We start from the raw sequence: 22915 nt of genomic DNA, 5'->3' as shown, positions 1-22915 counted from the left end.
GAAACGCGCATGAGCCAACTACCGGTGAACGCGACCGGCCTGTCGCGTCGCGAATTGCGCAAGGCGGTGATCCGCCTGCGCCTGGAAATGCAGCGCCAGCAATTGCGCCGCGAAAGCCAACTGCTGGTGCAACCCTTCCGCCAGGCCCAGGGGCTGGGCCACAACCTCAGCCAGCAACTGTTCGGCGGTGGCAATGCGGCGCTCTGGGGCGCCGGCGGAGCCGCACTGCTGGGCGTCCTGCTTGGCAAGGGCGGACGCTGGCAGCGTCTGCTGCGCCTGGGCGTCGCCCTGGCCCCGCTGTTGCTCGGCCTGCGCAAGCAGAAAGGCCGTTGAAGGATGCGCCGACCGGCAACGGTCGGCGCCCTCCGTTTCCCCAACGCGACGATTGAGCTTGCCGAGGCAAACCGTTAGCGTGTCCGCATCGCCTCAGCGCATCCCTGGAATTCCCGATGGACTGGCAGACCCTGCTCACCCGCGAACGGCTCGGAAAGCCGGTACACAGCAACGATGAACTGGGCCGCAGCGCCTTCCACAAGGACCATGACCGGATCATCTTCTCCGGCGCGTTTCGCCGCCTCGGACGCAAGACCCAGGTCCATCCGGTCTCCAGCAACGATCACATCCACACCCGCCTGACCCACTCCCTGGAAGTCGCCTGCGTCGGCCGCTCGCTGGGCATGCGGGTCGGCGAGATTCTCCGCGAGGAACTACCCGAGTGGTGCGACCCCAGCGACCTCGGGGTCATCGTCCAGTCGGCCTGCCTGGCCCACGACATCGGCAACCCACCGTTCGGGCACTCCGGCGAAGACGCGATCCGCAACTGGTTCCAGCAAGCCGCCGGACGTGGCTGGCTGGACGAGATGAGCGACGCCGAGCGTTCCGACTTTCTCCACTTCGAAGGCAACGCCCAGGGCTTCCGGGTCCTCACCCAACTGGAATACCATCAGTTCGACGGCGGCACGCGGTTGACCTACGCCACCCTGGGCACCTACCTGAAGTACCCCTGGACCTCGCGCCACGCCGAAGCGCTGGGCTACAAGAAGCACAAGTTCGGCTGCTACCAGAGCGAACTGCCGCTGCTCGAGCAGATCACCCATAAGCTCGGCATGCCGCAACTCGACGACGAGCGCTGGGCTCGCCATCCGCTGGTCTACCTGATGGAAGCGGCGGACGACATCTGCTACGGCCTGATCGACCTCGAAGACGGCCTGGAAATGGAGCTGCTCGAATACAGCGAGGTCGAGGCGCTGTTGCTCGGCCTGGTCGGCGACGACCTGCCCGACACCTATCGCCAACTCGGCCCCAGGGACTCCCGCCGGCGTAAACTGGCGATCCTCCGCGGCAAGGCCATCGAGCACCTGACCAATGCCGCCGCCCGTGCCTTCGTCGACCAGCAGCAGGCCCTGCTCGCCGGGCAGCTTGCCGGCGACCTGGTGGAACACATGCATGGCCCGGCCAAGCTCTGCGTGCAGCGGGCCAAGGCCATCGCGCGGGAAAAGATCTTCCAGGACAAGCGCAAGACCCTCCACGAGATCGGCGCCTACACCACTCTGGAGATCCTCCTCAACGCCTTCTGTGGCGCCGCGCTGGAGCAATACGGCGGGCATACGCCGTCGTTCAAGAACCGGCGCATCCTCGACCTGCTCGGACGCAACGCGCCCGACCCGCAGTGGCCGCTGTACCGCGCCTTCCTCCAGGTGATCGATTTCATCGCCGGCATGACCGACAGCTACGCCACGGAAATGGCCCGGGAAATGACCGGACGCTCGAGCCCCTCCTGAAAGGAAGGGCTCATACCGCAGCGGCCGCCAACTGCTCCTGGAGTTCCTCCTGCAACGCCTCCAGGGCCAGCCGGAGTCTTTCGCCAGGCGTCTGCAGGCACTCCCCGTCGCCACTTCGCCGGCAGGCGTCCTCCAGGGCCTCGCAGGCCTCCAGCAGGGTACGCGCCCCGATCATCCGTGCGGCGCCCTTGATGCGGTGGGCATGCTCGGCGAGCCGGGTCCTGTCGCTCTCGCGCAGGAGGATGGCAAGGCGCTGGAGGTCCTGACGGTTGCTGCCTAGCAGGGTCTCCAGCAGTTCGCGCAGCCGTTCCGGGCGGCCGCCGCCGAGGCTGCTGAGAGCGGCTGCATCATAGAGCCCCCGGGGCTGCGCGGCGTCGCGTCCGAAAGAGGTCGCGAGGTAGTTGCGCAGGGTCTCCAGGCCGAGCGGCTTGAACAGGCAATCATCCATGCCCGCGTCGCGGCAGCGCTGTACCTCGTCCGGCTCGGCGTCGGCGGTATAGCCGAGGATCAGGATCGGCGCGCGTCGCTCGCACCGTTCCTGGATGCGTATCCTGCGTGCCAGCTGATAGCCGTTCAGGCGCGGCATGTTGCAGTCGCTGATCAGCACCTCGAAGCGCTCGTCGGCCCAGAGCTCCAGCGCCACCTGGCCATCCTCCGCTTCCGCCACCCGGTGGCCGAGAAACTCCAGTTGCTGGCGCAGCAGTACCCGGTTGGGCGGATAGTCGTCGGCGATGAGGATATGCAGGCGGCGAGACGGCTCCATGGATGCTGCCAGCGGGTCCTGGCCGGATTCAGGCATTTTCGGCCCGCACTGGCGCAAGAGCAGGTCGAGCGACACCCGGGTGCCTTTGCCCGGCTCGCTGTGCATCTCGACATCGCCGCCCATGAGGTCCACCAACTTCCGACAGATCGCCAGCCCAAGGCCGGTCCCGCCCTGCACCGTGCGTCCCTTGGCCACCTGGATGAAAGGCTGGAACAGGCGCGCCTGGTCCGCCGGAGCGATACCGATACCGGAATCCTCCACGTCCACCCGGACGATCGCCCTCTCCTCGTCCAGGCTCCTTTCCTGGAGACGGATCGTCACCTGTCCCCGCTCGGTGAACTTGATCGCATTGCTCACCAGGTTGGAGAGCACCTGCTTGAAGCGCAGGGGATCGATCAGCACGTCCCGTCCCGGGGCATCGTCCAGCTCCACAACGAGCCTCAGGCCTTTCTGCCGGGCCAGGCCTTCGAACATGCGGCGCACCGACTCCACGACATGGCGCAGGCGAACCCGCTCGGGCGTGAGGGTCAGGTGACCGGACTCGATCTTGGCGACGTCGAGGATGTCGCCGATGAGCAGTTGCAGCGACCCCGCTGCCTCGTAGGCGACCTCCAGCGAGGCGCGTTCGCGCTGCTCCGGCGCCAGGCGCTGCAGGACCAGTTCGAGGATGCCGATGACCGCATTCATCGACGTACGGATCTCGTGGCTCATGGTCGCCAGGAAGACGCTCTTCGCCCGATTCGCCTCGTCCGCCTGGCGCATCGCCTCGCGCAACTGGCGGGCCAGGCGCTCCCGTTCGGTGATGTCGATCCAGCCGTTCATCAGGCCGAGCACCCGGCCCTGGCGATCCCTGTAGGGCGTGACCCAATGGTGGATCTCCAGCAATTGCCCGCCGATGCGCACCGCCATGTCGGTGAAGCTCGCCGTTCCTCCCCGAGCCACCGCCAGGCACTGCTGGTGCATGAGCCGTGCCTTGCTGCCCTCGACCCAGTCGGAATCGGTCAACAGGGTGCCGCGGGCCTGCTCTCGGGTCATCCGCAGGCTTTCCAGGTAATTGCGGTTGCAGGCCAGCAGGCGACCGTCGAGCGTGCGGATGCTCACCGGGTAGGGAATCCCGTCGACCAGCGCCTGCTTCAATGCCAGGCGGCCGCTCAGGTCGGCTTCGGTACGTTGCCAACGCCTGAGCCTGAGCTGCAGGACGGTATTCCAGCCCAGGCATCCGACGCAGACCAGGCAGGCCACCAGCAGGCCGAGCACCAGGCTGGAAGGGGATGGCGAGCGCAGCCCGTCGGCAGCCTGGCGTAGCGGCGCTTCGTCGACCACATCGGCGTCCCCCGGACGATCCGGAGCGGGAATCCGGAGCAGGGAAGAATATTCGCCAGCCGTCGCCCTCGCCGGAACGGCATATCCCGCCATGCAGGCGAATATGAGAAGCAGGCCGAGCATGCACGCACTGCGTTTCTGGAACTTCATTCGGTTCCGGCCCTTAGATAAGCGTATTGCGTTTGGCGAACTCGATGAGATCCACCAGCGAGCCGGCGTTCAACTTCAACAACAAGCGCGCCTTGTAAGTGCTGACGGTCTTGTTGCTGATAAACATCTGCTCGGATATCTGCTTGTTCGAATAACCCTGGCTGAGGTATTGCAATACCGATACTTCGCGATCGGACAGGCGTCCGAGCAATTCCACATCGTCGGAATAGGCGCCCTGTTGCACAGGACGCATGGCCGAGCTGGGAAAGTAACTGTATCCCGAGGCGACCGCATTCACCGCCGTCACCAGTTCGGCCAGTCCGCCCTGCTTGCAGACGAACCCGGCGGCGCCCGCCTGCATGCTGCGCAGGGCGAAGAGCGAGGCGCTCTGGCCGGTCAGGACGAGGATCTTCAGGGGCAACGCCAGCACCATCAGGCGGCTGATGACCTCGAGGCCGTCCAGCCTGGGAATGCCGATATCGAGGATGACCAGGTCCGGCTTCAGCTCCCGCCCGAGGCTGATGGCATCCACGCCATTATCGGTATCGCCGACGATCTGGTGCCCTTCGGCTTCCAGCAACATCTTCATGGCCATGCGAATCACGGGATGATCGTCGACTATCAGGATACGGCTCATTGTCTGATTTCCTTGCCAATAAAAATTCAGAAAAAATTCTCCTGAGCAAGATATAGACGGGAGCCATATTGTCGAGATATTCGATGGCAACTCATATACTTTAAGGAATATTCTCACGGAAACTTAATTTATTTCTTACGGCGAATTCAAAACCTCGTATATTGCCAAGCAATTGGCCTGGTTATCTGCATGAAAAACACCCGCATATATACGCGCCTTCCCGGCTCGTTATCTGCCAGAGCGAGTTGAATAGTTCGTCAGGGGTTTCGGAGTATTGCTATCCGCATGTACGGCCACAAGCCGCCGACATGCCTTGGCAGGGCAAAGGGAAGCACGACGGGCGCCGGGCCAGATAGCGCCGGAGCAGGATCGAAAGGGAGGGAAGACGCGACCGCCATCCTCGGGCGGGATGGCGGCGCTATCGCTTAGAGCTTCGGCAGGACAGGCTGTTCCGGGTACCAGGCGTCGACCAACGCGCCGACCTCGACGCTGGCCAGTTCCGGTTGCTGCTTCAACCAGGCCTCGATCAGGGCCCGCTGCTCTTCATTGACCGAGCCACGGCGCGCCAGGCAGACGAAACCGAATTCGTCGCAGCCGCCATAGGTCAGTTCGTTGGCTTCGATCGCCTGATCGATGAAGCGCAACATGAAAGCGTTCACCGCATCGGCATCCACGCCTTCCTTGTAGTGGAAGTTCAATTCGAAACCCAGCTCCTGGAATTCATCGACGCACAATTTCTTGCGCAGGCGGCGGGAACGATTAGTAGCCATGGCGGCATCTCCTGGATTGACGCTCCATTGGCGGAGCCTCGCATTACAGACAGTAGCCGACACCGCTGGAGCCGCGGGCGAACCCCGGCAAGCTCCGCTCGGCGCGGCCGGATTGCCGGCGCACTCTACCAGTTCCGACCATTCGGCGATATGACGGCGAACTCCGCGAAACTCCAGCGCATCGTTATCCGCCTTGCGGCATAATGAGCAAGACGGCCTCTTCGCGTGATGTCCGTCTCTTTTTCAGGTTCGCTTCGTTTTTCATCTTCATTTCATTTTCTACCCTCCGTCTTCAAGGGTTCTTCATTAATGTTCAAGTCGCTGCGTACTCTTGCCTTCGCCACGCTCCTGCCTTTCGCCCTTCCCACTCTCGCCCAGGTCAACGCCACCCTGCCGGCCAACGTGCAGAAAGCCCTGCAGACCAACAAGCTGACCGGCAACGATCTGTCGCTGGTGCTGATTCCGCTCGACGGCCCGGGCAACCCCACCTACTACAACGCCGACGTATCGGTGAACCCGGCCTCGACCATGAAGCTGTTCACCACCTATGCCGCCCTGGAAATGCTCGGCCCGACCTACCAGTGGAAGACCGAGTTCTACACCGACGGCCAGCTCAAGAACGGAGTGCTCAACGGCAACCTCTACCTCAAGGGCGGCGGCGATCCGAAACTGAACATGGAGAAGCTCTGGCTGCTGATGCGCGACCTGCGCGCCAATGGCGTGACCAAGGTCACAGGTGACCTGGTACTCGACCGCAGCTACTTCAACATCCCGCAGTTGCCGGTATTCAACGACGACGGCGGCGACGACACCAAGCCGTTCCTGGTCGGTCCGGACTCGCTGCTGGTCAACCTGAAGAGCGTGCGCATGGTGGTGCGCACCGACGGCAACAAGGTCAACGTGCAGATGGACCCGCCGCTGGCCAACGTACGCATCGACAACCAGGTGAAGATGACCGCGCCGGCCACCTGCCCGGCCTGGCCGAAGCTGCGCTTCAGCCCGGTGACCCAGTTCGACGGCACCACCCTGCTGGCCACCGGACAGATTCCCCAGGGCTGTAGCGCGCAGACCTACATGTCGCTGCTCGACCACCCCGGCTACACCGCCGGCGCGGTGCGCGGCATCTGGCAGGAGCTGGGCGGCAGCATCCTCGGCAAGGACCGCCAGGGCAGCGTACCGCGCAACGCCACGCTGATCGCCAAGGCCTTCTCGCCAGACCTGGTCGAGATCATCCGCGACATCAACAAATACAGTAACAACACCATGGCCCGGCAGTTGTTCCTCTCCATCGGCGCGCAGTTCCGCAACAGCGCCGACGGCGACGACGCCCAGGCCGCGCAGCGGGTGGTGCGGCAGTGGCTGGCGCGCAAGGGCATCACCGCGCCGCGCCTGGTGATGGAGAACGGCTCGGGACTGTCGCGCCAGGAACGGGTCAGCGCCCGTGAGATGGCGGCGATGCTGCAAGCCGCCTGGCACAGCCCCTATGCAGCGGAGTACATCTCCTCGCTGCCGCTGGCGGGCCTCGACGGCACCATGCGCAAACGCCTGCGGCGCACCGCACTGGTCGGCGAGGCGCACGTGAAGACCGGCACCCTCAACACCGTGCGCGCCCTCGCCGGCTTCAGCCGCGACGCCAGCGGCCACAACTGGGTGGTGGTGGCGATCCTCAACAGCCCGCGGCCGTGGGGCGCTTCGGCGATCCTCGACCAGGTACTGCTGAGCCTGCACGCGCGGAAATAAGGCGCGGTACGAAAAAGGCCGCCAGCGGTTGCCCGCCGGCGGCCTTTTGCATGAATACCGCTCGCCTCAGCGAACGGTGATTCTCCAGGCCCGATGGATCTTCGGATTACGCGCGAAATCCGGATCGAGGGTTTCGCCAGTGATCTCTTCGACCGCATAGCGGGCCTGCACGCTCTCGTCCAGTTCGAACTTGCGGAAGTTGTTGGAGAAATACAGCACCCCGCCCGGCGCCAGCCGCGCCATGGCCAGGTCGAGCAGTTCGACGTGGTCGCGCTGCACGTCGAATACGCCTTCCATGCGCTTGGAGTTGGAGAAGGTCGGCGGGTCGATGAAGATCAGTTCGTACTGGCCATCGTCTTCCCGCAACCACTCCATCACGTCGCCGTGCACCAGGCGCTGCTTGTCGGAAAAGCCGTTGAGCGACAGGTTGCGGCGCGCCCAGTCCAGGTAGGTCTTCGACAGGTCGACGCTGGTGGTGCTGCGCGCGCCGCCCCTGGCCGCATGCACGGTGGCCGTGGCGGTATAGCAGAACAGGTTGAGGAAGCGCTTGCCGGCCGCCTCCTTCTGGATGCGCAGGCGCATCGGCCGGTGATCGAGGAACAGCCCGGTATCCAGGTAATCGGTCAGGTTCACCAGCAGGCGCACATCGCCCTCGCCCACCTCGAGGAACTTGCCCTCGCTGCTCTGCCGTTCGTACTGCTTCTTGCCGGCCTGGCGCTCGCGGCGCTTGACCACCACCCGCTCCTGGGCAACGCCCAGGGTCTGCGGAATCGCCGCCAGGGCGTCGAACAGGCGCGCCTGGGCTTTTGCCGGATCGATCGACTTGGGCGCGGCGTACTCCTGGACGTGAACCCAATCGCCGTAGATATCCACCGCCAGGGCATACTCCGGCATGTCGGCGTCATACAGGCGATAGCACTCGATCTTGTCGCGGCGCGCCCATTTGCCCAGTTGCCGGAGGTTCTTCTGCAGGCGATTGGCGAACATCTGCCCGCCCTCGCTCAGCCGTGCCGGCTCGCTCGGCGCCCGCGCCAGGCCTTCGTCGTTGCGTTCGCCACGCTCGCCGGTGACGAACTGGCGCGGCTCGACCTGGATCATCAGCAGCTTGCAGGCCAGCGCGCCGTTCCAGAACGCGTATTGCTTATGGCTGCGGATACCCATGCGCTTGCCCAGTTCCGGCGCCCCGGTGAACACCCCGGCGCTCCAGCCGATGCAGCTCTGGCGCAGGCGCTCGCCGAGGTTCTGGTAGAGATACAGCAGGCTGGCTTCGTCGCCGAGGCGCTCGCCATAGGGCGGGTTGCAGATCACCAGGCCGGTCTGGCCCTTGTCCGGGCGCGGCTCGAAAGTCGCCAGTTCGCCCTGGTAGATCTTCACCCAGTCGGCCACTCCGGCACGCTCGATATTGTTGCGCGCCGGCTGGATCAGGCGCGGATCGGCCTCGTAGCCGCGAATCCACAACGGCGGCCTGGCCAGGCCGGCCGCCGCGCGCTGCTGGGCTTCCTCGTGGAGCTTGCGCCACAGCGCCGGCACGTGCCCCAGCCAATTGCTGAAGCCCCAGCGCTCGCGCCTGAGGTTCGGCGCGATATCGGCAGCCATCAGCGCCGCCTCGACCAGGAAGGTGCCGACGCCGCACATCGGGTCGGCCAGGGCACCGCCCTCGGCGGCGATCTTCGGCCAGCCGGCACGGATCAACACCGCCGCCGCCAGGTTCTCCTTCAGCGGCGCGGCGCCCTGCTGCAGACGATAGCCGCGCTGGTGCAGGCTATGCCCGGAGAGGTCCAGGGAGAGGGTCGCCTGGCCGCGGTCAAGGTGCAGGTGGACGCGCACGTCCGGATTGACCTTGTCCACCGACGGGCGTCGGCCGGAGCGCTCGCGCAGGTTGTCGACGATCGCATCCTTGACCTTCAGCGCCCCGAAATGAGTGTTGTCGATGCCCGAGCCCTTGCCGCTGAACTCCACCGCCAGCGTGCCGCCGGCGTCCAGGTGGTCTTCCCAGTTCACCGCGTGGACCGCCATGTACATGGACTCGGCGTTCTCCACCGGGAATCGCGCCAGCACCAGCAAGACCCGGTTGGCCAGGCGCGACCACAGGCAGAGGCGATAGGCCACCTCCAGGCTGCCCTGTCCGCGCACCGCCGACACCTGGGCGCGCGCCTCGTCCAGGCCGAGCCCCTGCGCCTCTTCGAGGAGCAGGCTTTCCAGGCCTTTCGGGCAGGTCAGAAACAATTCGTAAACATCAGCCATATCGCCTTCCCGGGCCGTAGCCCTTGTCAGTGGAAGCACCCTCATGGGCACTTCTTTGGCACCAGGTGCCGTGGTTCGATTGCCGGAACGCTCCCGGCGTTGCTCGCTGCGACCCCGAGTCGCAGTCTGGGCGACCCTTCGTCGGAATGCGAGGAAATCTCAATTGGTGGGGGTACAAATCGTTATAAGGCGCAACCCCGCGACCCTGCGGCGTTAGCGCCGGAAACCAGGCGTCATGAGCCTGCAACATATGGCCCTATCGACGAAAGCGTTAAGTCTTTATGACAAATCGGTCATTCACACGCCTGAACGCTTTGGTTAGAACTCCAGTTAATCCGCCACCGCAACGGTGTCGGGCGAGGGTCGTCACGCCGGCAACGACCCCTTTCGGCGAAAGCTTCGCCAGGCCTCCCCTGGGGGCCAACGGGACATAACAGTCAACAAGTGAGGGCAACACCCTATGAGAAGACTTAAGCGTGATCCGTTGGAAAGAGCCTTCTTGCGTGGTTATCAGAACGGCATAACCGGTAAATCTCGTGATCTTTGTCCGTTCACCCATCCTACGACGCGGCAGTCCTGGCTCAACGGCTGGCGCGAGGGCCGTGGCGACAACTGGGACGGCCTCACTGGCACGGCCGGCTTACAACGTCTCAATCAACTCCAGCACGTGTAAGCGACAACACGGATAGCACCGATTTCCCCAAGGCACGCCCCATCCGGGCGGCGGGCGCAAGCCCAAGGGCTCCGCAAGGAGCCCTTTTCAATTCCGCCGCGGCAATGCGGCGATGGCGTCCACCGCTTCGCGGATCAACGCCGGTCCCTTGTAGATGAAACCCGAATAGATCTGCACCAGGCTCGCCCCGGCGGCGATCTTCTCCGCCGCGTGCGCGCCCTCGGTGATACCGCCGGCGGCGATGATCGGCAGCCGTCCGCCCAGTTCGCCGGCCAGCACCTTCACCGTGTGCGTGCTCTTTTCCCGCACCGGCGCGCCGGACAGGCCACCCGCCTCGTCGCCATGCGGCAGGCCTTCCACGCCTTCGCGGCCGAGAGTGGTATTGGTCGCGATCACCGCGTCCATCCCCGCCTCGACCAGCGCCGCGGCGACCAGCGCGGTCTCTTCGTCGGTCATGTCCGGGGCGATCTTGATCGCCAGCGGTACCCGCCGGCCATGCCGCAGCGCCAGCGCTTCCTGACGCTGGCGCAGTGCCTCCAGCAGTTGCTTGAGCGAATCGCCGAACTGCAGGCTGCGCAGGCCGGGCGTGTTCGGCGAGCTGACGTTGACGGTGACGTAGCTGGCGTCGGCGTAGACCTTGTCCAGGCAGATCAGGTAGTCGTCGACCGCGCGCTCCACCGGGGTATCGAAGTTCTTGCCGATGTTGATCCCCAGCACGCCGCGATACTTCGCCGCACGCACCCGCGCCAGCAGGTGGTCGACGCCGTGGTTGTTGAAACCCATGCGATTGATGATCGCGTTGGCTTGCGGCAGGCGGAACAGGCGCGGCCTGGGATTGCCCGGCTGCGGTCGCGGAGTGACGGTGCCGATCTCGATGAAGCCGAAACCGAGCTGGCCGAACCCGTCGATGGCGTCGCCGTTCTTGTCCAGGCCCGCGGCCAGCCCCACCGGGTTGGGAAACTCCAGGCCCAGCACAGAGACCGGCAGACTGGCCGGCTTGGGCGTCAGCAGGCGGTTCAGGCCCAGGCGGCCGCCGGCCCCGATCAGGTCGATGGACAGTTCGTGGGAGGTTTCCGGGGACAGTTTGAACAGCAGCTGGCGGGCCAGGGTGTACATGGTCGGGTATCGGTCGGCAGAATGAAGGGTGCCGATTATAGCCGTCGAGCGCCCGCTCAGGCGAGGCGTTGCAGCGCCAGCAGGCGGCCATCCTCGCTGAAATCGAGGCGGAACGTGCCATGCACGCCATCGTGGCCGATGAACGGACGCAGGTGATGGGCCGGCAGGTTCACCCGGCGACCGTCGCGGCTGCGCAGCAGGACCCGATTGGCCCTGCCGCCGTAGATGGCCTGCAGGCGTTCGCCGGACAGGGCGATATCCATGATGAGACTGGGCATGGAGCCCCCCGCTTGAATGAACCACGACAGCTTGCCACAAACCACGCGGTTGAATGTCACGCCCGAACCTGTGCTTCAATGGACGGACCGTCGCCGTCCCCTCCCGCCCCTTTCCGCGTCGGTCGCCGAGCCCGAGGAGCCCTCCGTCGATCATGAGTTCCAACTCGCGTAGCAACAGCACCTTCACCGGTCGCCTTTCCGCACTCGCCAACCGCCTGCGCCTGGGTGCCGCGCGAAGCGATGGGCGGGAGCTGCGCGAACGGGCGGCCGCCCTCGAGCTGCCGTTCCAGCCATTGCGACGGCCGGAGCCGAGCGTCTGGTGGCAGGCCGGACCGCCCCTGCACACCCTGGTCGATCTGCCGCGCGGCGCGCTGTCCGGCCCGGTCCAGGAAGACAAGGCGGAAGCCCACACGGTCCTCAAGCGCCTGGTGCGGGTCAGTCACTCCACCCTGGAGTCGGTCGACCTGAAGACCATCGAAGGCGTATGCAGCCGCGAGATCCTCGTCCAGACACCTTGCCCACGCCTGGAAGACCTGGCCACGGCCGAGGTCTGCCGGGGCGTACGGATCATCAGCTACAAGGATTTCGTCAAGGCCCTGAGCCTGGCCCTGCCGCGTTTCACCAACGGCGACAGCATCCGCCTGCGCCAGGCCGCCTGGCACGGCGAGCGCCTGTTCTGGGCGGGCGAACGTCAGGCCTGCGCCTTCGCCGCGGCGATCGTCTACGCCCGCCGCCGCGAACTGGAACTAAAGCTGCCGGCACATCTGGAACGCTACGAACTGGAGCCCGGCGCGCTGGACGAACTGGAACAGCGCTACCACATGCTGCGGATTCCGACCCAGGCCTGGTCCGAGCCGACCTTCATGAGCCTGCTGCTGGATACCGGCCTGCCCTATGCGCGACTCGCCCTGTTCACCCCGGAAACCCCGGAGTGCCTGTTGCTGCCCCGCAACGACGAACGCGCCGATGCCCTCGGCGAAGGTCTGCGGGCGGCTGGCGCGGCAGACGTGGTGAAGTATCTGAAGCAACTGTAGGCAACCGGCCAGGACTGGCCAGCTCGCGCCCTGACGTGCATCCTCCAGCAGACCCACACAGGAGCGATCGCATGTCCCTACCCCGCCTCAGCCTCTGTCTCGCCCTCGCCTGCGGGCCGGCGCTGGCCAGCCAGGCGCCGGTCTACGGCGAACGCCTGGAAGGCTTCGACTACGCCTATCCGGTGCATTATCTGGACTTCACCTCCCAGGGCCAGCCGCTGAGCATGGCCTACCTCGACGTCGCGCCGAAGAAAGCCAACGGCCGCACCATCCTGCTCATGCACGGCAAGAATTTCTGCGCCGGGACCTGGGAGCGCACCATCGACGTGCTCGCCGACGCCGGCTACCGGGTGATCGCCGTCGACCAGGTCGGCTTCTGCAAGTCGAGCAAGCCGGCCCATTACCAGTACAGCTTCCAGCAACTGGCAGCCAACACCCACGCCCTGCTGGAACGGCTCGGCGTCGCCCGGGCCAGCGTGATCGGCCATTCCATGGGCGGCATGCTCGCTACCCGCTACGCCCTGCTCTATCCGCGGCAGGTCGAACGACTGGTGCTGGTCAACCCCATCGGCCTGGAGGACTGGAAGGCCCTGGGCGTGCCCTGGCGTAGTGTCGACGACTGGTACAGGCGCGACTTGCAGACCAGCGCCGAAGGCATTCGCCAATACCAGCAAGCCACCTACTACGCCGGCGAATGGCGCCCCGAGTTCGATCGCTGGGTACAGATGCAGGCCGGCATGTATCGCGGCAAGGGGCGCGAGTCGGTGGCCTGGAACTCGGCGCTGACCTACGACATGATCTTCACCCAGCCGGTGGTCTACGAACTGGACCGGTTGCAGATGCCGACCCTGCTGCTGATCGGCGAGAAAGACAACACCGCCATCGGCAAGGACGCCGCGCCGGCAGAACTGAAAGCCAGGCTGGGCAACTACGCGCAACTGGGCAAGGACGCCGCCCGACGGATTCCCCAGGCGACCCTGGTGGAATTCCCCGACCTTGGCCATACCCCGCAGATACAGGCTCCGGAACGCTTCCACCAGGCACTGCTGAAGGGTCTGCAAACCCAGCCCTGAACCATCCACCGGCGGCGCTCTCGCCATCGGCTTCGCCGCGCCTTGCCCGGCGTCAACACCGATGCCTGCCGCCGGCGTTTCACTGCACTGGCTGCGCGACGACGCGTGGCTCGCGTCGCGCAAGCCCGCCCACGCCGCGGCCGTTCCCATCCACATGGAGGTTCATCGTGTTCCCTTGCCAACCCCGTTCGCTACTCGCCGGCGTCCTGCTGGCGAGCGCCCTGCCCGCTCACGCGGAGCTGCCCCACGCGCCCGCCTACATCGATGACAGCGCCTACCCGGCCGCGGCCCGCCAGCGCATCCTGCCACCGATGTTCGAGCAGAAGCTGGGCAGCCTGCGCTACCTCGCCAAGCCCGGCGACCCCTTGATCACCCAGGCCGAGAGCAGCGACTTCCAGCGCACCAGCGACTACCGCGAGACCCGCGCCTACCTGGAGAAACTGGTAGCCGCCTCCTCCGGCCGCATCGCCCTGCGCGAGTTGCCCGAGCGCAGCGCCGAGGGCCACCCGATGCTGCTGGTGACCGCCTCCACCGAGGCCGACAAGTCCGCCGCCGGCCTGAAGCGCTCCGCCAAGCCGACCTTGCTGGTGGAAGCCGAGATCCATCCCGGCGAGGCCAACGGCAAGGACGCCATGTTCATGCTGCTGCGCGACATGAGCGCTGCCGATCGCCCGCTCGCCGGGCTGCTGGAGAAGATCAACCTGCTGTTCATCCCGGTGGTCAACGTCGACGGCGACCTGCGCCGCAGCGCCTACGGGCGGATCAACCAGAACGGCCCGCGGGAGACCGGCTGGCGGGTGAACGGCCGCAATCTCAATCTCAACCGCGACTTCACCAAGCTCGACAGCGCGGAGATCCGCAACGTCGCCTGGGTGTTCAACCACTACGAGCTGAGCTTCTTCGCCGACACTCACTCCACCGACGGCGCCATGTATCCCTACGACAGCTCCTACTGCCACAACGGCAATGGCTGGTCACCGGCGAGCAGCGCCTGGATGGACCAGGTCATGCGCAAGCCGGTGTACCAGGCGCTGGAAAGCCTCGGGCACATGGTCCATGAATGCATCAGCCTGAACGACAATCAGGATCCGACCCAGGGCTACTACCCCTACCGCACCGACCTGGCGCGCTTCTCCAACCAGTACGGCGACATCCGCAACGTGCCGTCGATCCTCATCGAGCAACACGCCCTGCATCCGTACAAGACCCAGGTGCTGGGCAACTACGTGATGCTCAAGGCGATGTTCGAGGTGATCGGCGAGCAGGCCGCCAGCCTGCGCCAGGCCATCGCCAGCGACCGCGAGCGCCTGCTGCGGCAGAAGGAGGTGATCCTCACCTGGAAGCCGGGCGAGACCGCCGAGACGCCATTCGTGGTCGGCGACTACCGCTACGAGCAATCGCCGGTCACCGGGGCCCGCACCATCGTCTGGAGCAACCGGCCGAAGACGCTGAAACTGCCGGTGACCGACAACGGCGTACCCGACCTGGTGGTGCCGCGTCCCCAGCGTTTCATCGTCCCGGCGCAGTGGCACGAGGTGATCGCCCGGATCAAGGCCCATGGCATCCGCTATAGCACCCTGGAGCGTCCGACCGAAATCGCCGTGACCCTGTACCGCATGGACGACATCAAGCTCGCCGATGGCTTCGAACCGGATCGCGTGCAAGGCAACCGGATTCCGGGCTACGAAGGTCGCCTGCTGGTCAGCGGCACGCCGAAGCCGTTCCAGCGCTTGCAGACCTTCCCGGCCGGCTCGCTGTCGATCGACACCGCCCAGCCGCTGGGCGTCCTGGCCATCGACCTGCTGCAACCGCAGAGTCCGGATTCCTTCTGGTCCTGGGGCTTCTTCAATTCCACCCTGGTGGCCGCCGAGGAGCCGGAGGAATACGTGATGGAGCCGATGGCGCGCAAGATGCTGGCGGAAGACCCGGCGCTGAAGGCCGCCTTCGACAAACGCCTGCGCGAGGACAAGGCCTTCGCCGCCGATCCGCAGGCGCGCCTGCAATGGTTCTACCAGCGCACGCCGTTCTACGACGTGAACGCCTTCGTCTATCCGGTAGGAGTGGTGTTCTGAGACCCACCTGGGGCTGACGGCGGATAACGCTGCGCGTTATCCGCCCTACCGCTGGGCTTCGGGAGCCCCGTTCCCTCTCCCGCTTGCGGGAGAGGGCTGGGGAAAGGGAGCCGGTCTCAGGTACCGTCGGTGGGTGTGGGCAGGTTGCTTCTCGGCTTGCGCTTGCGCCTGGGTTTCGGTGGTTTTTCGGGTGGCGGCGACAGTTCCCGCTTGCGCAGCTTCTTGAGGATTTCCCGATGCTTCTCGCGCCAGGCCGGCACGTCGAGGCCGTGGAGTTCGAGCAGCTCGGGGTTGCGCTCCACCAGATAGACCGCCGCTTCCTGGGCGGCCTCGGCGATCTTCCAGGCGATCGACTGCGGTTCGATGCTGCCTTCATAGGCGATCCAGTCGCTGAACTCCGGAAAGGTCCCGCAGACCTTCTCGAAATCCTCGTCGTGCATACGCTGCCGGCCACTCTCGATGTTCTCAAGGCGTTTGGGATCCATGCCGACCACCTCGGAAAACTGCGGTCGGTTCAACCCCGTCAGCCCGCGCAACCCGAACAGGCGCTCGCCGGCGCGAAACAGGCAGCGCTTCCTCACTACATAGACCATGTACAGATACTTCCCTTCGTTTCTGGCGCGATGCGCCTCAGTCGCCCTTGCCGCTCGCGGGCGTTTTCCTCTTCCGCTGGCGCCTGGGTTCCGGCGGCTCTTCCAGGGGCGCCGGCTCCGCCTCCGGCGCCTGTTCCGCCGCCAGCAGCGCCTCGCGTATCTCGCGGTGGCGTTCGCGCCAGGCCTGCATGTCGATGCCGTGCTGCTCAAGCAGCACCGGGTTGCGCTCCACCAGGTAGACCGCGGCCGCCTGCGCCGAGTCGGCGACCTTCCAGGCGATCGACTGCGGCTCGATGCTGCCTTCATAGGCGATCCAGTCGCTGAACTCCGGGAAGGTTCCGCAGACCTTCTCGAAGTCCTCGTCGTGCATGCGCTGCAGCTCGTTCTCGATGTTCTCCAGGCGCTTGGCCGTCATTCCCACCAACTCGGCGAACTGCGGACGGCTCAAGCCCATCAGCTCGCGCAGGGCGCGCAAGCGCTTGCCAGCAGTGAACAAACGTCGATTCTTTACCATGTGTAGTCCGCGTCTGATGGTTCCCTATGCATATTGATTCACTAACTGTTAGTAGATCAATATGAATCCAAGCCCTCTAGACCGAGGGTTCCCCTCCAACATCGGACCATGGTGCAGGACGCCTGATGAAAGTGGAAGAACTCCCCCAAGAGGGTTTCGCCGAGTGCCCCCGCTATATAACCCTGATGCGTTTCGCCTTCCTGACCGGCCTCAGCGACCGGCCGGACCTGCTCTACGCCTGGATAGAGAGCGGCGACCTGCCGATGCGAACCTTCGGTACGCAACGCCTGGTGGATATGCAGAAGCTGCAAAAACGCATCGAGGAAGCAAAAAAAGGGGCCGATTCAACCGGGTGAATCGGCCCTTTCTGAAAGGCCCTGCCGCCGGCGAAACCCCTCAGCGATTGAGCATGAAGGTCTCGTACTCCAGGTCGTCCAGCGCGGTGGTCAGGCGGTACAGCCCGACCAGCACGCAGACCAGCAGCGACAGGGTGAAGCCGTAGCCGAAGAAGCTCGGCCCGAGCAGCAGGCTGACGAAGGTCAGGGCGCCGTTGACGATCACGAACAGCACGCAGAGTTCGAGGACGATGCGGCGCTTGTCCAGGTAGAAGAAGACGTTGAGCAAGGCCATGAACACTACCTGGATGCTCACCCCGATCAGGTCGATGTAGAACAGCGGCAGGTAGTAGCGGGAAATTCCCAGCCAGCCGAGCAGTTGCGGCGCCAGCAGGAACAGCAGGACTACCGCCAGCCCCTGCACCTTGCAGATTTCCAGCAGGCCCTGGCGGATGGCGAGGATCATCTGCTCCTTGAGCAGGCCGATGTGCTGCAGGGTCTCGCCGCCGCGGATCGCCTCGTAGACCCGCTCGTACCACTCGGCGAAGTCGGTCTCGATGCGCACCAGGAACACCGCCATGCCGGGAATGATCGACAGGTAGGCGAGGAAGATCGGCAGGTCGTAGAGGATCGAGGCGCGCAGCGGGCCGATCACCAGGTCCGAGGTGGATGGGTTGAACCAGAAGATGAACTTGTCGATCCAGATCCCCAGGTTGTAGCAGAGGCCGGTCAGCAGCAGGCTGACGAAGACCTGCCGGCGGTCGAGGAAGTCGAAGGCCACCATGCGCCTGGCCGGGTACTCGCGGAGGATGTCGTAGAGGAAGACGAACAGCAGGCTGGCGTGGCCGATCAGCAATGCCAGCAGCAGGCCGTCCATCTGCATGAAGCGCAGCAGGTAGGCACAGGCGACCATCAGCGCGTAGCCGATGAACATCACCAGCAGGATGCGTTTGTAGGCCTTCATTCCCGACAGGAAGATGATCACCAGCCACAGGTTGCAGAGCACCACGAAGTTGGCCATCACCAGCAGGCGGTAGGCAAACGGCTCATCGAACAGGGTCGCCAGCAATATCGCCGAGAGCAGGCCCGACGCCAACGTCACCAGCAACAGCACGCCCACCAGGTTGGGCAGGATCGCCTCGTGCTTGCGCTCGAACAGGCGATCGGAAATGAAGCGGGTGAAGAACAGTTGCAGTCCCCCGGTGAAGATCAGCGACAGCGCCATCAGGTAGGTCACCGTGATCAGGAACTGCCGGACCAGCACGTCCGGCACCACCACGCCGAGGCTCAGCACGCCGATCAGCATCACGCTGACGATCGACAGCACCCAGGGACCGGAGCTGATCAGCCCGGCGTAGAGGTAGGCGCGCAGGGTCGCCGTATAGGAATCGCGGGAAAGGATCTTCCGCAGTTCGAAGCCGATGCCGGCCATGTCATGCAATCTCCGTGGCTTCGCGGTACAGCCCGCGGTAACGTCCGAGCATCAGCGCCTCGGTGTAGTAGCGTTCGACCCGTTGCAGGCCGACCGCCTGGGCCGCCTGCCAGCGCTGCGGATTGCGCAGCAGGGCGAGGATCGCCCGCGAAGTGGCCTGCGGGTCGGCGATCGCCACCACCTCCCCGGCGCGACCCAGGGCGCGATCTTCGGCGTCGGCGCCTTCGATCAGTTCGCGGCAGGAGCCGACGTCGCTGCTCACCACCGGGGCGCCGGCAGCCCAGGCTTCGAGGATCACCAGCGGCTGCGCTTCGCTGATCGAGGTGAGGACCATCAGGCCGAGTTGCGGCAGGACCTCGCCGATCCGACGGAAACCGAGGAACTTCACCTTGTCCTGCAGGCCGAGGCTGGCCACCAGGCTGCGGCATTCGCTGGCATAGTCCGGGTCTTCCTCCTCCGGACCGACGATCCAGCCCTCCGCCTCCGGCATCGCGCTGACCACCCCGCGCATGGCGCGGATGAAGGTCTTCACGTCCTTGATCGGCACTACCCGGCCGACCAGCCCGACCACCGGCGGAATCCCCGGCGGCCGCCGTTCGAGGGCGCCGGCCCAGGCATCGAGGTCGATGCCGTTGGGGATCACCCGGGTGCGCCGTGGCTCGGCGCCATCGAGTACCTGGCGCTGGCGGTTGCCTTCGTAGAGGGCGACGATCGGATTGGCGGCGCGATAGGTGAGCAGGCCGACACGCTCGAAGAAGCGGATCCACAAGCGACGGATGTAGCTGACCTCGGCATCCAGTCCGGTACTCAGCTGCTCGTCGGGGTTCTCCGCGATCCAACTGGCCTGGGCCAGGTCGATCTTGCGCTCCTTGGTGTAGATGCCGTGCTCGCTGAGCAGGTAGCGGCAGCCCCAGCGACGTTGCAGGATGCAGCCCAGCAGGCCGGCGTAGCCGGTGGAGATCGAGTGCAGCATGCGCGCCCGCGGCATCCGCCGGGCCGCCTCGGCGAGCATGAACACCGGCGCCTGCATCGAGCGCAGGGTCCAGAAGTAATTGACGAAGGACGGATCGGTGCAATAGCGCTCGTAGCCTGCGGTGATCGCCTCCCAACTGGCCTTGCTGTGGAGAAAGTCCTCGCGGCCGATGCGGCCCTCGGCGAGCAGGTCGAGCAGCGCGTCGCCCTCCTCCACGTCCGGCGTCTCCGGGTAGTGGAAGAAACGGTGCAGATCGCGCAACGCCTTTTCGGTCTCGCTACTGCCCTGTCGCGTCTGCGGGTTCGGCGAACTCCAGGCGGTTTCCAGGAAGTGTTCCTCGATGTGCAGCACATTGTCCGGGATCGGGTAGTGGCGCTTGCCGTAGGCATCCTTCTGGCCGCCGATGAAGAACACCGAGAAGGTCAGGTCGGGGAGACCGAGGATCAACTGGTTGACCCAGCTGGAGACGCCGCCGCGGACATAGGGCCAGGTGCCCTCCAGCAGCAGGCAGACATCGGCGACGGGCGCCGTCGGAGCGGTGTGTTCGGTCATGTCCAGTATCTCGCCAGGGCCGCGAAGGGCGGCCGTTGCAGCATGTCGTCGGGCATTCCGGCGAGAAGCCGGGGGATGTCCCGGTAGCGCCGCTGGAAGAACGCCACCTCGGCGCGGAACGGCGCCAGCTGGGCGCTATCGATTCCCGCCTCCTCGGCGGCCTGGAGGGCGCGTCCGGCATCCTCCAGGCGGCCTTGTTCGAGGGCGATGCGCCCGGCCAGCAGATGCAGGTCGGCCGAGGGTGCGCCGCGCAGCGCCTGGTCGGTATGCTCGCGCGCCTGCTCGAGGATGTGCTCCAGCACGCTGCCCTGGGCCAACCCCAGGTAGGCCAGTTCCCAGTACCAGCGCGCCAGGGTTCCGTGCAGCGCGCCGCGTCGCGCCGGCGTGGCGCCGGCGAGGCGGCCGAGGGCGGCCTCGATGCGCTGGTTGATCCGGCTTTCCTTCTGGTCGAGCATCGAGTAGGCCAGCAGGCGGACGTCGTCGGCGGGGTCGCGCAGGGCCAGCTTGAGGATCGGGATCGCCTCCTTGCCGGGCATCCGCCGGGTGGCGAAGATCGCCGTGAGCCGCTGGTTCGGGTCCGGCGCATGGCGCAGGACGTCCTGCAGACCGCCGTCGCTGAACATCATGTCGAGGCGCTTTTCCTTCGGCCGGAACGGCAGCCCGGGGACGCCCATCGCCTGCCAGGCCTGCTCGCCACGCTGGCGCGGCAGGTACAGCGCCGGGAATACCGCCGCAGCGACGCCGACCGCTCCGATCAGCGGCACGAAGAAGGCCAGGCTGAAGAGGAACAGCGGGCTCCACGGCAGCGGGAACTTGTAGCGCCGCGGCAGCAGCAGCCATACGCCGACGCACAGCAGCGCGCTGCCCAGGCCGTGGGCGAACAGGTAGAGCGCCAGCGCCTGGCCGAACGGCAGGTCGGCGAAGACGCTCGCCCAACTGCTCAGCTCGAACAGGAAGGCGCCGCTAAACAGCCACTTGCTGATCATTCAGGCCGCACTCGTTGAAAAGGAAATGTCCCAGCGCCTGCCGATCGTTGCCGGCGTCCAGTTCGTACTGGCGGATGCGCACGCCCAGCGACTCCAGCTCGCGGGCCTGGCCGAAGCGTTCGGCGAAGAGAATCCTCAGGCGCTGCAGATACCCCTGGGAGCCTTCGGCGGAAGTCAGCGGCAACAACACCAGCAGGACCCGCCGGCCCTCGTCGTTGCGCAGTCGCAACTGCACGTCGAGGCCACGCTGGCTGCCTTCAAGCAGACGCTGGACCTCTTCGCCGTAGCGCGCATCGGTCAACTCGAAGGCATACAGGCAGGCCGGCAATCCATGGTCGCGGGCGTCCAGCAGGGAGCGCTTGAGGTACTGGGAGAAGCGCTGGGCGTCGATGTCGGCCAGTTGCAGTGCGCGACGGTCGCTCTGCAGCAAGTCGGCGATGTGCCCGGCGAGGATCGCCAGCAGGCTGAAGGTACGTTCGTTGAAGACGAAGAACGGCATCTGCTCCACCGCCAGCAGGGCAAGGATCCGCCCATCGGTGTCGACCAGCGGCACGCACACCTGCAGCGCGCTGTGCGCACGCTGCTCGCCGCGCTCCAGCAGTTCCTGGCGCACGCTGACCAGTTCGCCGCGCTCCAGGCAGGTGCGCACCAGCAGATCGTCGGCGTCCAGCGCCGGCATCTCGCCGAGCGTCGCCAAGGGTTGCGGCTCCGGGGTGCGGTCGTGGCGCACCCGGTAGAGTCCGGCGATGCGCAGCGAACCGTACTGGGCCAGCAGCGCCAGCACGGTTTCCGCCAGCGCATCGAGCGGTGCCTCATCGCCCGGCAGCTCGCGCAGCAGTTGTCGCAGACCGAGCAGCGAACTGCGCAGGCTCTGGTCGTTGCCGGCGACCCGCTGTTCCAGGCGATCGTGGGAGATGCGCAGGATGTGATGGGCGCGGGTGAATTCGTCGAGGCGCAACTGACGGTACTCGTTCGCCAGCTCCAGGCGCTCCAGGCGGCGTTCCCAGATGTCGCGGAACTCGCCCACCAACATGGCGCAGAGCAGCACGCCGACGATGAAGGCCGCCGGTACCTGGGCATAGGCCTCGACGCCCTGGACGCGAAACGCGAACAGCGCCGCCACCAGCAGCGCCGCGCTGGCCAACCCGCGGACGAAGCCGTAGCGCATGCCCAGCAACAGGGGCGCGAGGATCACCCAGGGAAAGGTGGCGTTGACCTGCAGCGGGTCGTCCGGGCTGAACCACCAGCCCAGGCCCAGCGCGAGCGCGCTGATGACCAGCGTCTCGACCCAGGAGACGCTGCCGCTGGCGCGCGGTGCGAGGGCGAAATCCTTGTGCGCGGACATAGCCGTCACTCGAGCCGCAGGTCGCCGACCAGCTCGCGCAGGACTTTCTGCGCGGCGCCCGCCAGGCTTTCCCGGGACCAGCCGGCGCGCGCCCCGCTGGTGCTCCAGAGCACCCGCCCGGAGGCCGGCTCCAGCACCTGCAGGCTGACGCCCACCGCCGGCTCGCCGTCCAGGCCGTTCTTGTACTGCCACTCCTCGACGCTGCCGGTGACCACGTAGGCCAGCTTCTGCTGGCGTGCCCAGTCCAGCGCGCGCTGCTGGCGCTCGCGGTCGTCGACCAGTTGCAGGTCGCCTTGCGGCTGCGCCGGGTACAGGCGCGGCCGCACGCCCTCCTCGGCCAGCACGCTGAGCAGGATCTGCTCGGCACGCTCGCCGGCCTGCGGCGCCTGGGAGTAATTGAGCAGCGGCACCAGGCCCCACTGCGCGCCGCGCGCCAGCGGCGTAGCGCTTTCGCTGGTGAAGCTGGAGCAGCCCGCCATGAACAGGGCGACGGCCGCGAGAGCCAGGCAGCGGATGGATTGCATGTTGTGT

General features: G+C 65.9%; 21 protein-coding genes. 8 read left to right on the top strand and 13 right to left on the bottom strand.

The window, feature by feature from the left end:
- Positions 1-9 precede the first annotated feature (9 nt).
- Positions 10-333 carry a hypothetical protein gene (locus AC1RB9_RS09785; protein ID WP_003103249.1) on the top strand — a complete coding sequence of 108 codons (324 nt, stop codon included), beginning with the start codon at positions 10-12 and terminating at the stop codon, positions 331-333.
- A gap of 116 nt (positions 334-449) precedes the next feature.
- Positions 450-1781, top strand: a complete 1332-nt coding sequence (locus tag AC1RB9_RS09780; RefSeq protein ID WP_003091265.1) for a deoxyguanosinetriphosphate triphosphohydrolase — start codon at positions 450-452, stop codon at positions 1779-1781.
- A gap of 10 nt (positions 1782-1791) precedes the next feature.
- Here the strand turns inward: AC1RB9_RS09780 and AC1RB9_RS09775 are convergent, their stop codons facing one another.
- The 3 genes from AC1RB9_RS09775 to AC1RB9_RS09765 all read right to left on the bottom strand — a co-directional run bounded on the left by AC1RB9_RS09775 (position 1792) and on the right by AC1RB9_RS09765 (position 5424).
- Positions 1792-4017, bottom strand: a complete 2226-nt coding sequence (locus tag AC1RB9_RS09775) for an ATP-binding protein (protein ID WP_003452516.1) — start codon at positions 4015-4017, stop codon at positions 1792-1794.
- Positions 4018-4030: 13 nt separating this feature from the next.
- Positions 4031-4654 (bottom strand): response regulator transcription factor, encoded by a 624-nt coding sequence (locus AC1RB9_RS09770; protein ID WP_003091268.1) that lies wholly within the window; start codon positions 4652-4654, stop codon positions 4031-4033.
- A gap of 425 nt (positions 4655-5079) precedes the next feature.
- Positions 5080-5424 carry a YggL 50S ribosome-binding family protein gene (locus tag AC1RB9_RS09765; RefSeq protein ID WP_003091271.1) on the bottom strand — a complete coding sequence of 115 codons (345 nt, stop codon included), beginning with the start codon at positions 5422-5424 and terminating at the stop codon, positions 5080-5082.
- A gap of 309 nt (positions 5425-5733) precedes the next feature.
- On the opposite strand from AC1RB9_RS09765, the gene dacB reads away from it, so the two are divergent.
- Positions 5734-7164, top strand: a complete 1431-nt coding sequence (gene dacB, locus AC1RB9_RS09760; RefSeq protein ID WP_003091272.1) for a D-alanyl-D-alanine carboxypeptidase/D-alanyl-D-alanine endopeptidase — start codon at positions 5734-5736, stop codon at positions 7162-7164.
- 66 nt (positions 7165-7230) lie between these two features.
- Here the strand turns inward: dacB and rlmKL are convergent, their stop codons facing one another.
- The gene (gene rlmKL / locus AC1RB9_RS09755) at positions 7231-9408 is read right to left on the bottom strand and encodes a bifunctional 23S rRNA (guanine(2069)-N(7))-methyltransferase RlmK/23S rRNA (guanine(2445)-N(2))-methyltransferase RlmL (protein WP_003116467.1); all 2178 of its coding nucleotides are present in this window, start codon (positions 9406-9408) and stop codon (positions 7231-7233) included.
- A gap of 460 nt (positions 9409-9868) precedes the next feature.
- Between rlmKL and rmf the strand changes: the two genes are divergently transcribed.
- On the top strand, positions 9869-10081 hold the full coding sequence (rmf, locus tag AC1RB9_RS09750) for a ribosome modulation factor (RefSeq protein ID WP_003103238.1): 213 nt from the start codon (positions 9869-9871) through the stop codon (positions 10079-10081).
- A gap of 87 nt (positions 10082-10168) precedes the next feature.
- Here rmf and AC1RB9_RS09745 read toward each other — a convergent pair whose 3' ends face one another.
- Together AC1RB9_RS09745 and AC1RB9_RS09740 are read right to left on the bottom strand one after the other, a co-directional pair.
- Positions 10169-11197, bottom strand: coding sequence for a quinone-dependent dihydroorotate dehydrogenase (locus AC1RB9_RS09745; RefSeq protein ID WP_003103236.1), 1029 nt, complete (start codon positions 11195-11197; stop codon positions 10169-10171).
- 56 nt (positions 11198-11253) lie between these two features.
- On the bottom strand, positions 11254-11475 hold the full coding sequence (locus AC1RB9_RS09740) for a DUF2835 domain-containing protein (protein WP_003103227.1): 222 nt from the start codon (positions 11473-11475) through the stop codon (positions 11254-11256).
- Between the two features lie 152 nt (positions 11476-11627).
- Here AC1RB9_RS09740 and AC1RB9_RS09735 point away from each other — a divergent pair, with 152 nt between their 5' ends.
- The 3 genes from AC1RB9_RS09735 to AC1RB9_RS09725 all read left to right on the top strand — a co-directional run bounded on the left by AC1RB9_RS09735 (position 11628) and on the right by AC1RB9_RS09725 (position 15654).
- Positions 11628-12509 carry a DUF6685 family protein gene (locus AC1RB9_RS09735; protein ID WP_003452519.1) on the top strand — a complete coding sequence of 294 codons (882 nt, stop codon included), beginning with the start codon at positions 11628-11630 and terminating at the stop codon, positions 12507-12509.
- Between the two features lie 71 nt (positions 12510-12580).
- Complete coding sequence (locus tag AC1RB9_RS09730) at positions 12581-13582, top strand: alpha/beta fold hydrolase (RefSeq protein ID WP_003091278.1); 1002 nt, start codon at positions 12581-12583, stop codon at positions 13580-13582.
- 167 nt (positions 13583-13749) lie between these two features.
- A complete protein-coding gene (locus tag AC1RB9_RS09725) occupies positions 13750-15654 on the top strand; it encodes a M14 family metallopeptidase (protein WP_003143636.1) in 1905 nt (634 codons plus the stop codon).
- Between the two features lie 116 nt (positions 15655-15770).
- Here the strand turns inward: AC1RB9_RS09725 and AC1RB9_RS09720 are convergent, their stop codons facing one another.
- Together AC1RB9_RS09720 and AC1RB9_RS09715 are read right to left on the bottom strand one after the other, a co-directional pair.
- Positions 15771-16247: a helix-turn-helix domain-containing protein gene (locus tag AC1RB9_RS09720; protein WP_003103222.1), complete on the bottom strand. Its 477-nt coding sequence runs from the start codon at positions 16245-16247 to the stop codon at positions 15771-15773.
- A gap of 37 nt (positions 16248-16284) precedes the next feature.
- A complete protein-coding gene (locus AC1RB9_RS09715) occupies positions 16285-16761 on the bottom strand; it encodes a helix-turn-helix domain-containing protein (RefSeq protein WP_003143634.1) in 477 nt (158 codons plus the stop codon).
- Positions 16762-16886: 125 nt separating this feature from the next.
- Between AC1RB9_RS09715 and AC1RB9_RS09710 the strand changes: the two genes are divergently transcribed.
- The gene (locus AC1RB9_RS09710; protein WP_003091282.1) at positions 16887-17117 is read left to right on the top strand and encodes a hypothetical protein; all 231 of its coding nucleotides are present in this window, start codon (positions 16887-16889) and stop codon (positions 17115-17117) included.
- 40 nt (positions 17118-17157) lie between these two features.
- On the opposite strand, the gene pelG is transcribed toward AC1RB9_RS09710, so the two are convergent.
- From pelG to AC1RB9_RS09685, 5 genes are read right to left on the bottom strand one after another with little or no spacing between them, the layout of a single operon-like run.
- On the bottom strand, positions 17158-18528 hold the full coding sequence (pelG, locus tag AC1RB9_RS09705) for an exopolysaccharide Pel transporter PelG (protein WP_003452522.1): 1371 nt from the start codon (positions 18526-18528) through the stop codon (positions 17158-17160).
- Between the two features lies 1 nt (position 18529).
- Positions 18530-20053 (bottom strand): GT4 family glycosyltransferase PelF, encoded by a 1524-nt coding sequence (gene pelF / locus AC1RB9_RS09700; RefSeq protein ID WP_003452524.1) that lies wholly within the window; start codon positions 20051-20053, stop codon positions 18530-18532.
- Positions 20050-21039, bottom strand: a complete 990-nt coding sequence (locus AC1RB9_RS09695) for a tetratricopeptide repeat protein (RefSeq protein WP_003103474.1) — start codon at positions 21037-21039, stop codon at positions 20050-20052. The genes pelF and AC1RB9_RS09695 overlap by 4 nt, the downstream gene beginning before the upstream one ends.
- Positions 21017-22384 carry a pellicle/biofilm biosynthesis GGDEF protein PelD gene (gene pelD / locus AC1RB9_RS09690; RefSeq protein WP_003143627.1) on the bottom strand — a complete coding sequence of 456 codons (1368 nt, stop codon included), beginning with the start codon at positions 22382-22384 and terminating at the stop codon, positions 21017-21019. The genes AC1RB9_RS09695 and pelD overlap by 23 nt, the downstream gene beginning before the upstream one ends.
- Before the next feature lie 5 nt (positions 22385-22389).
- On the bottom strand, positions 22390-22908 hold the full coding sequence (locus AC1RB9_RS09685) for a pellicle/biofilm biosynthesis outer membrane protein PelC (protein WP_003091288.1): 519 nt from the start codon (positions 22906-22908) through the stop codon (positions 22390-22392).
- Positions 22909-22915: the final 7 nt, after the last annotated feature.

It is taken from the genome of Pseudomonas sp. 20-5 (assembly GCF_056782835.1).
The sequence above is the reverse complement of the archived record's forward strand: the minus strand, read 5'-3'. Positions and strand labels throughout refer to the sequence as shown.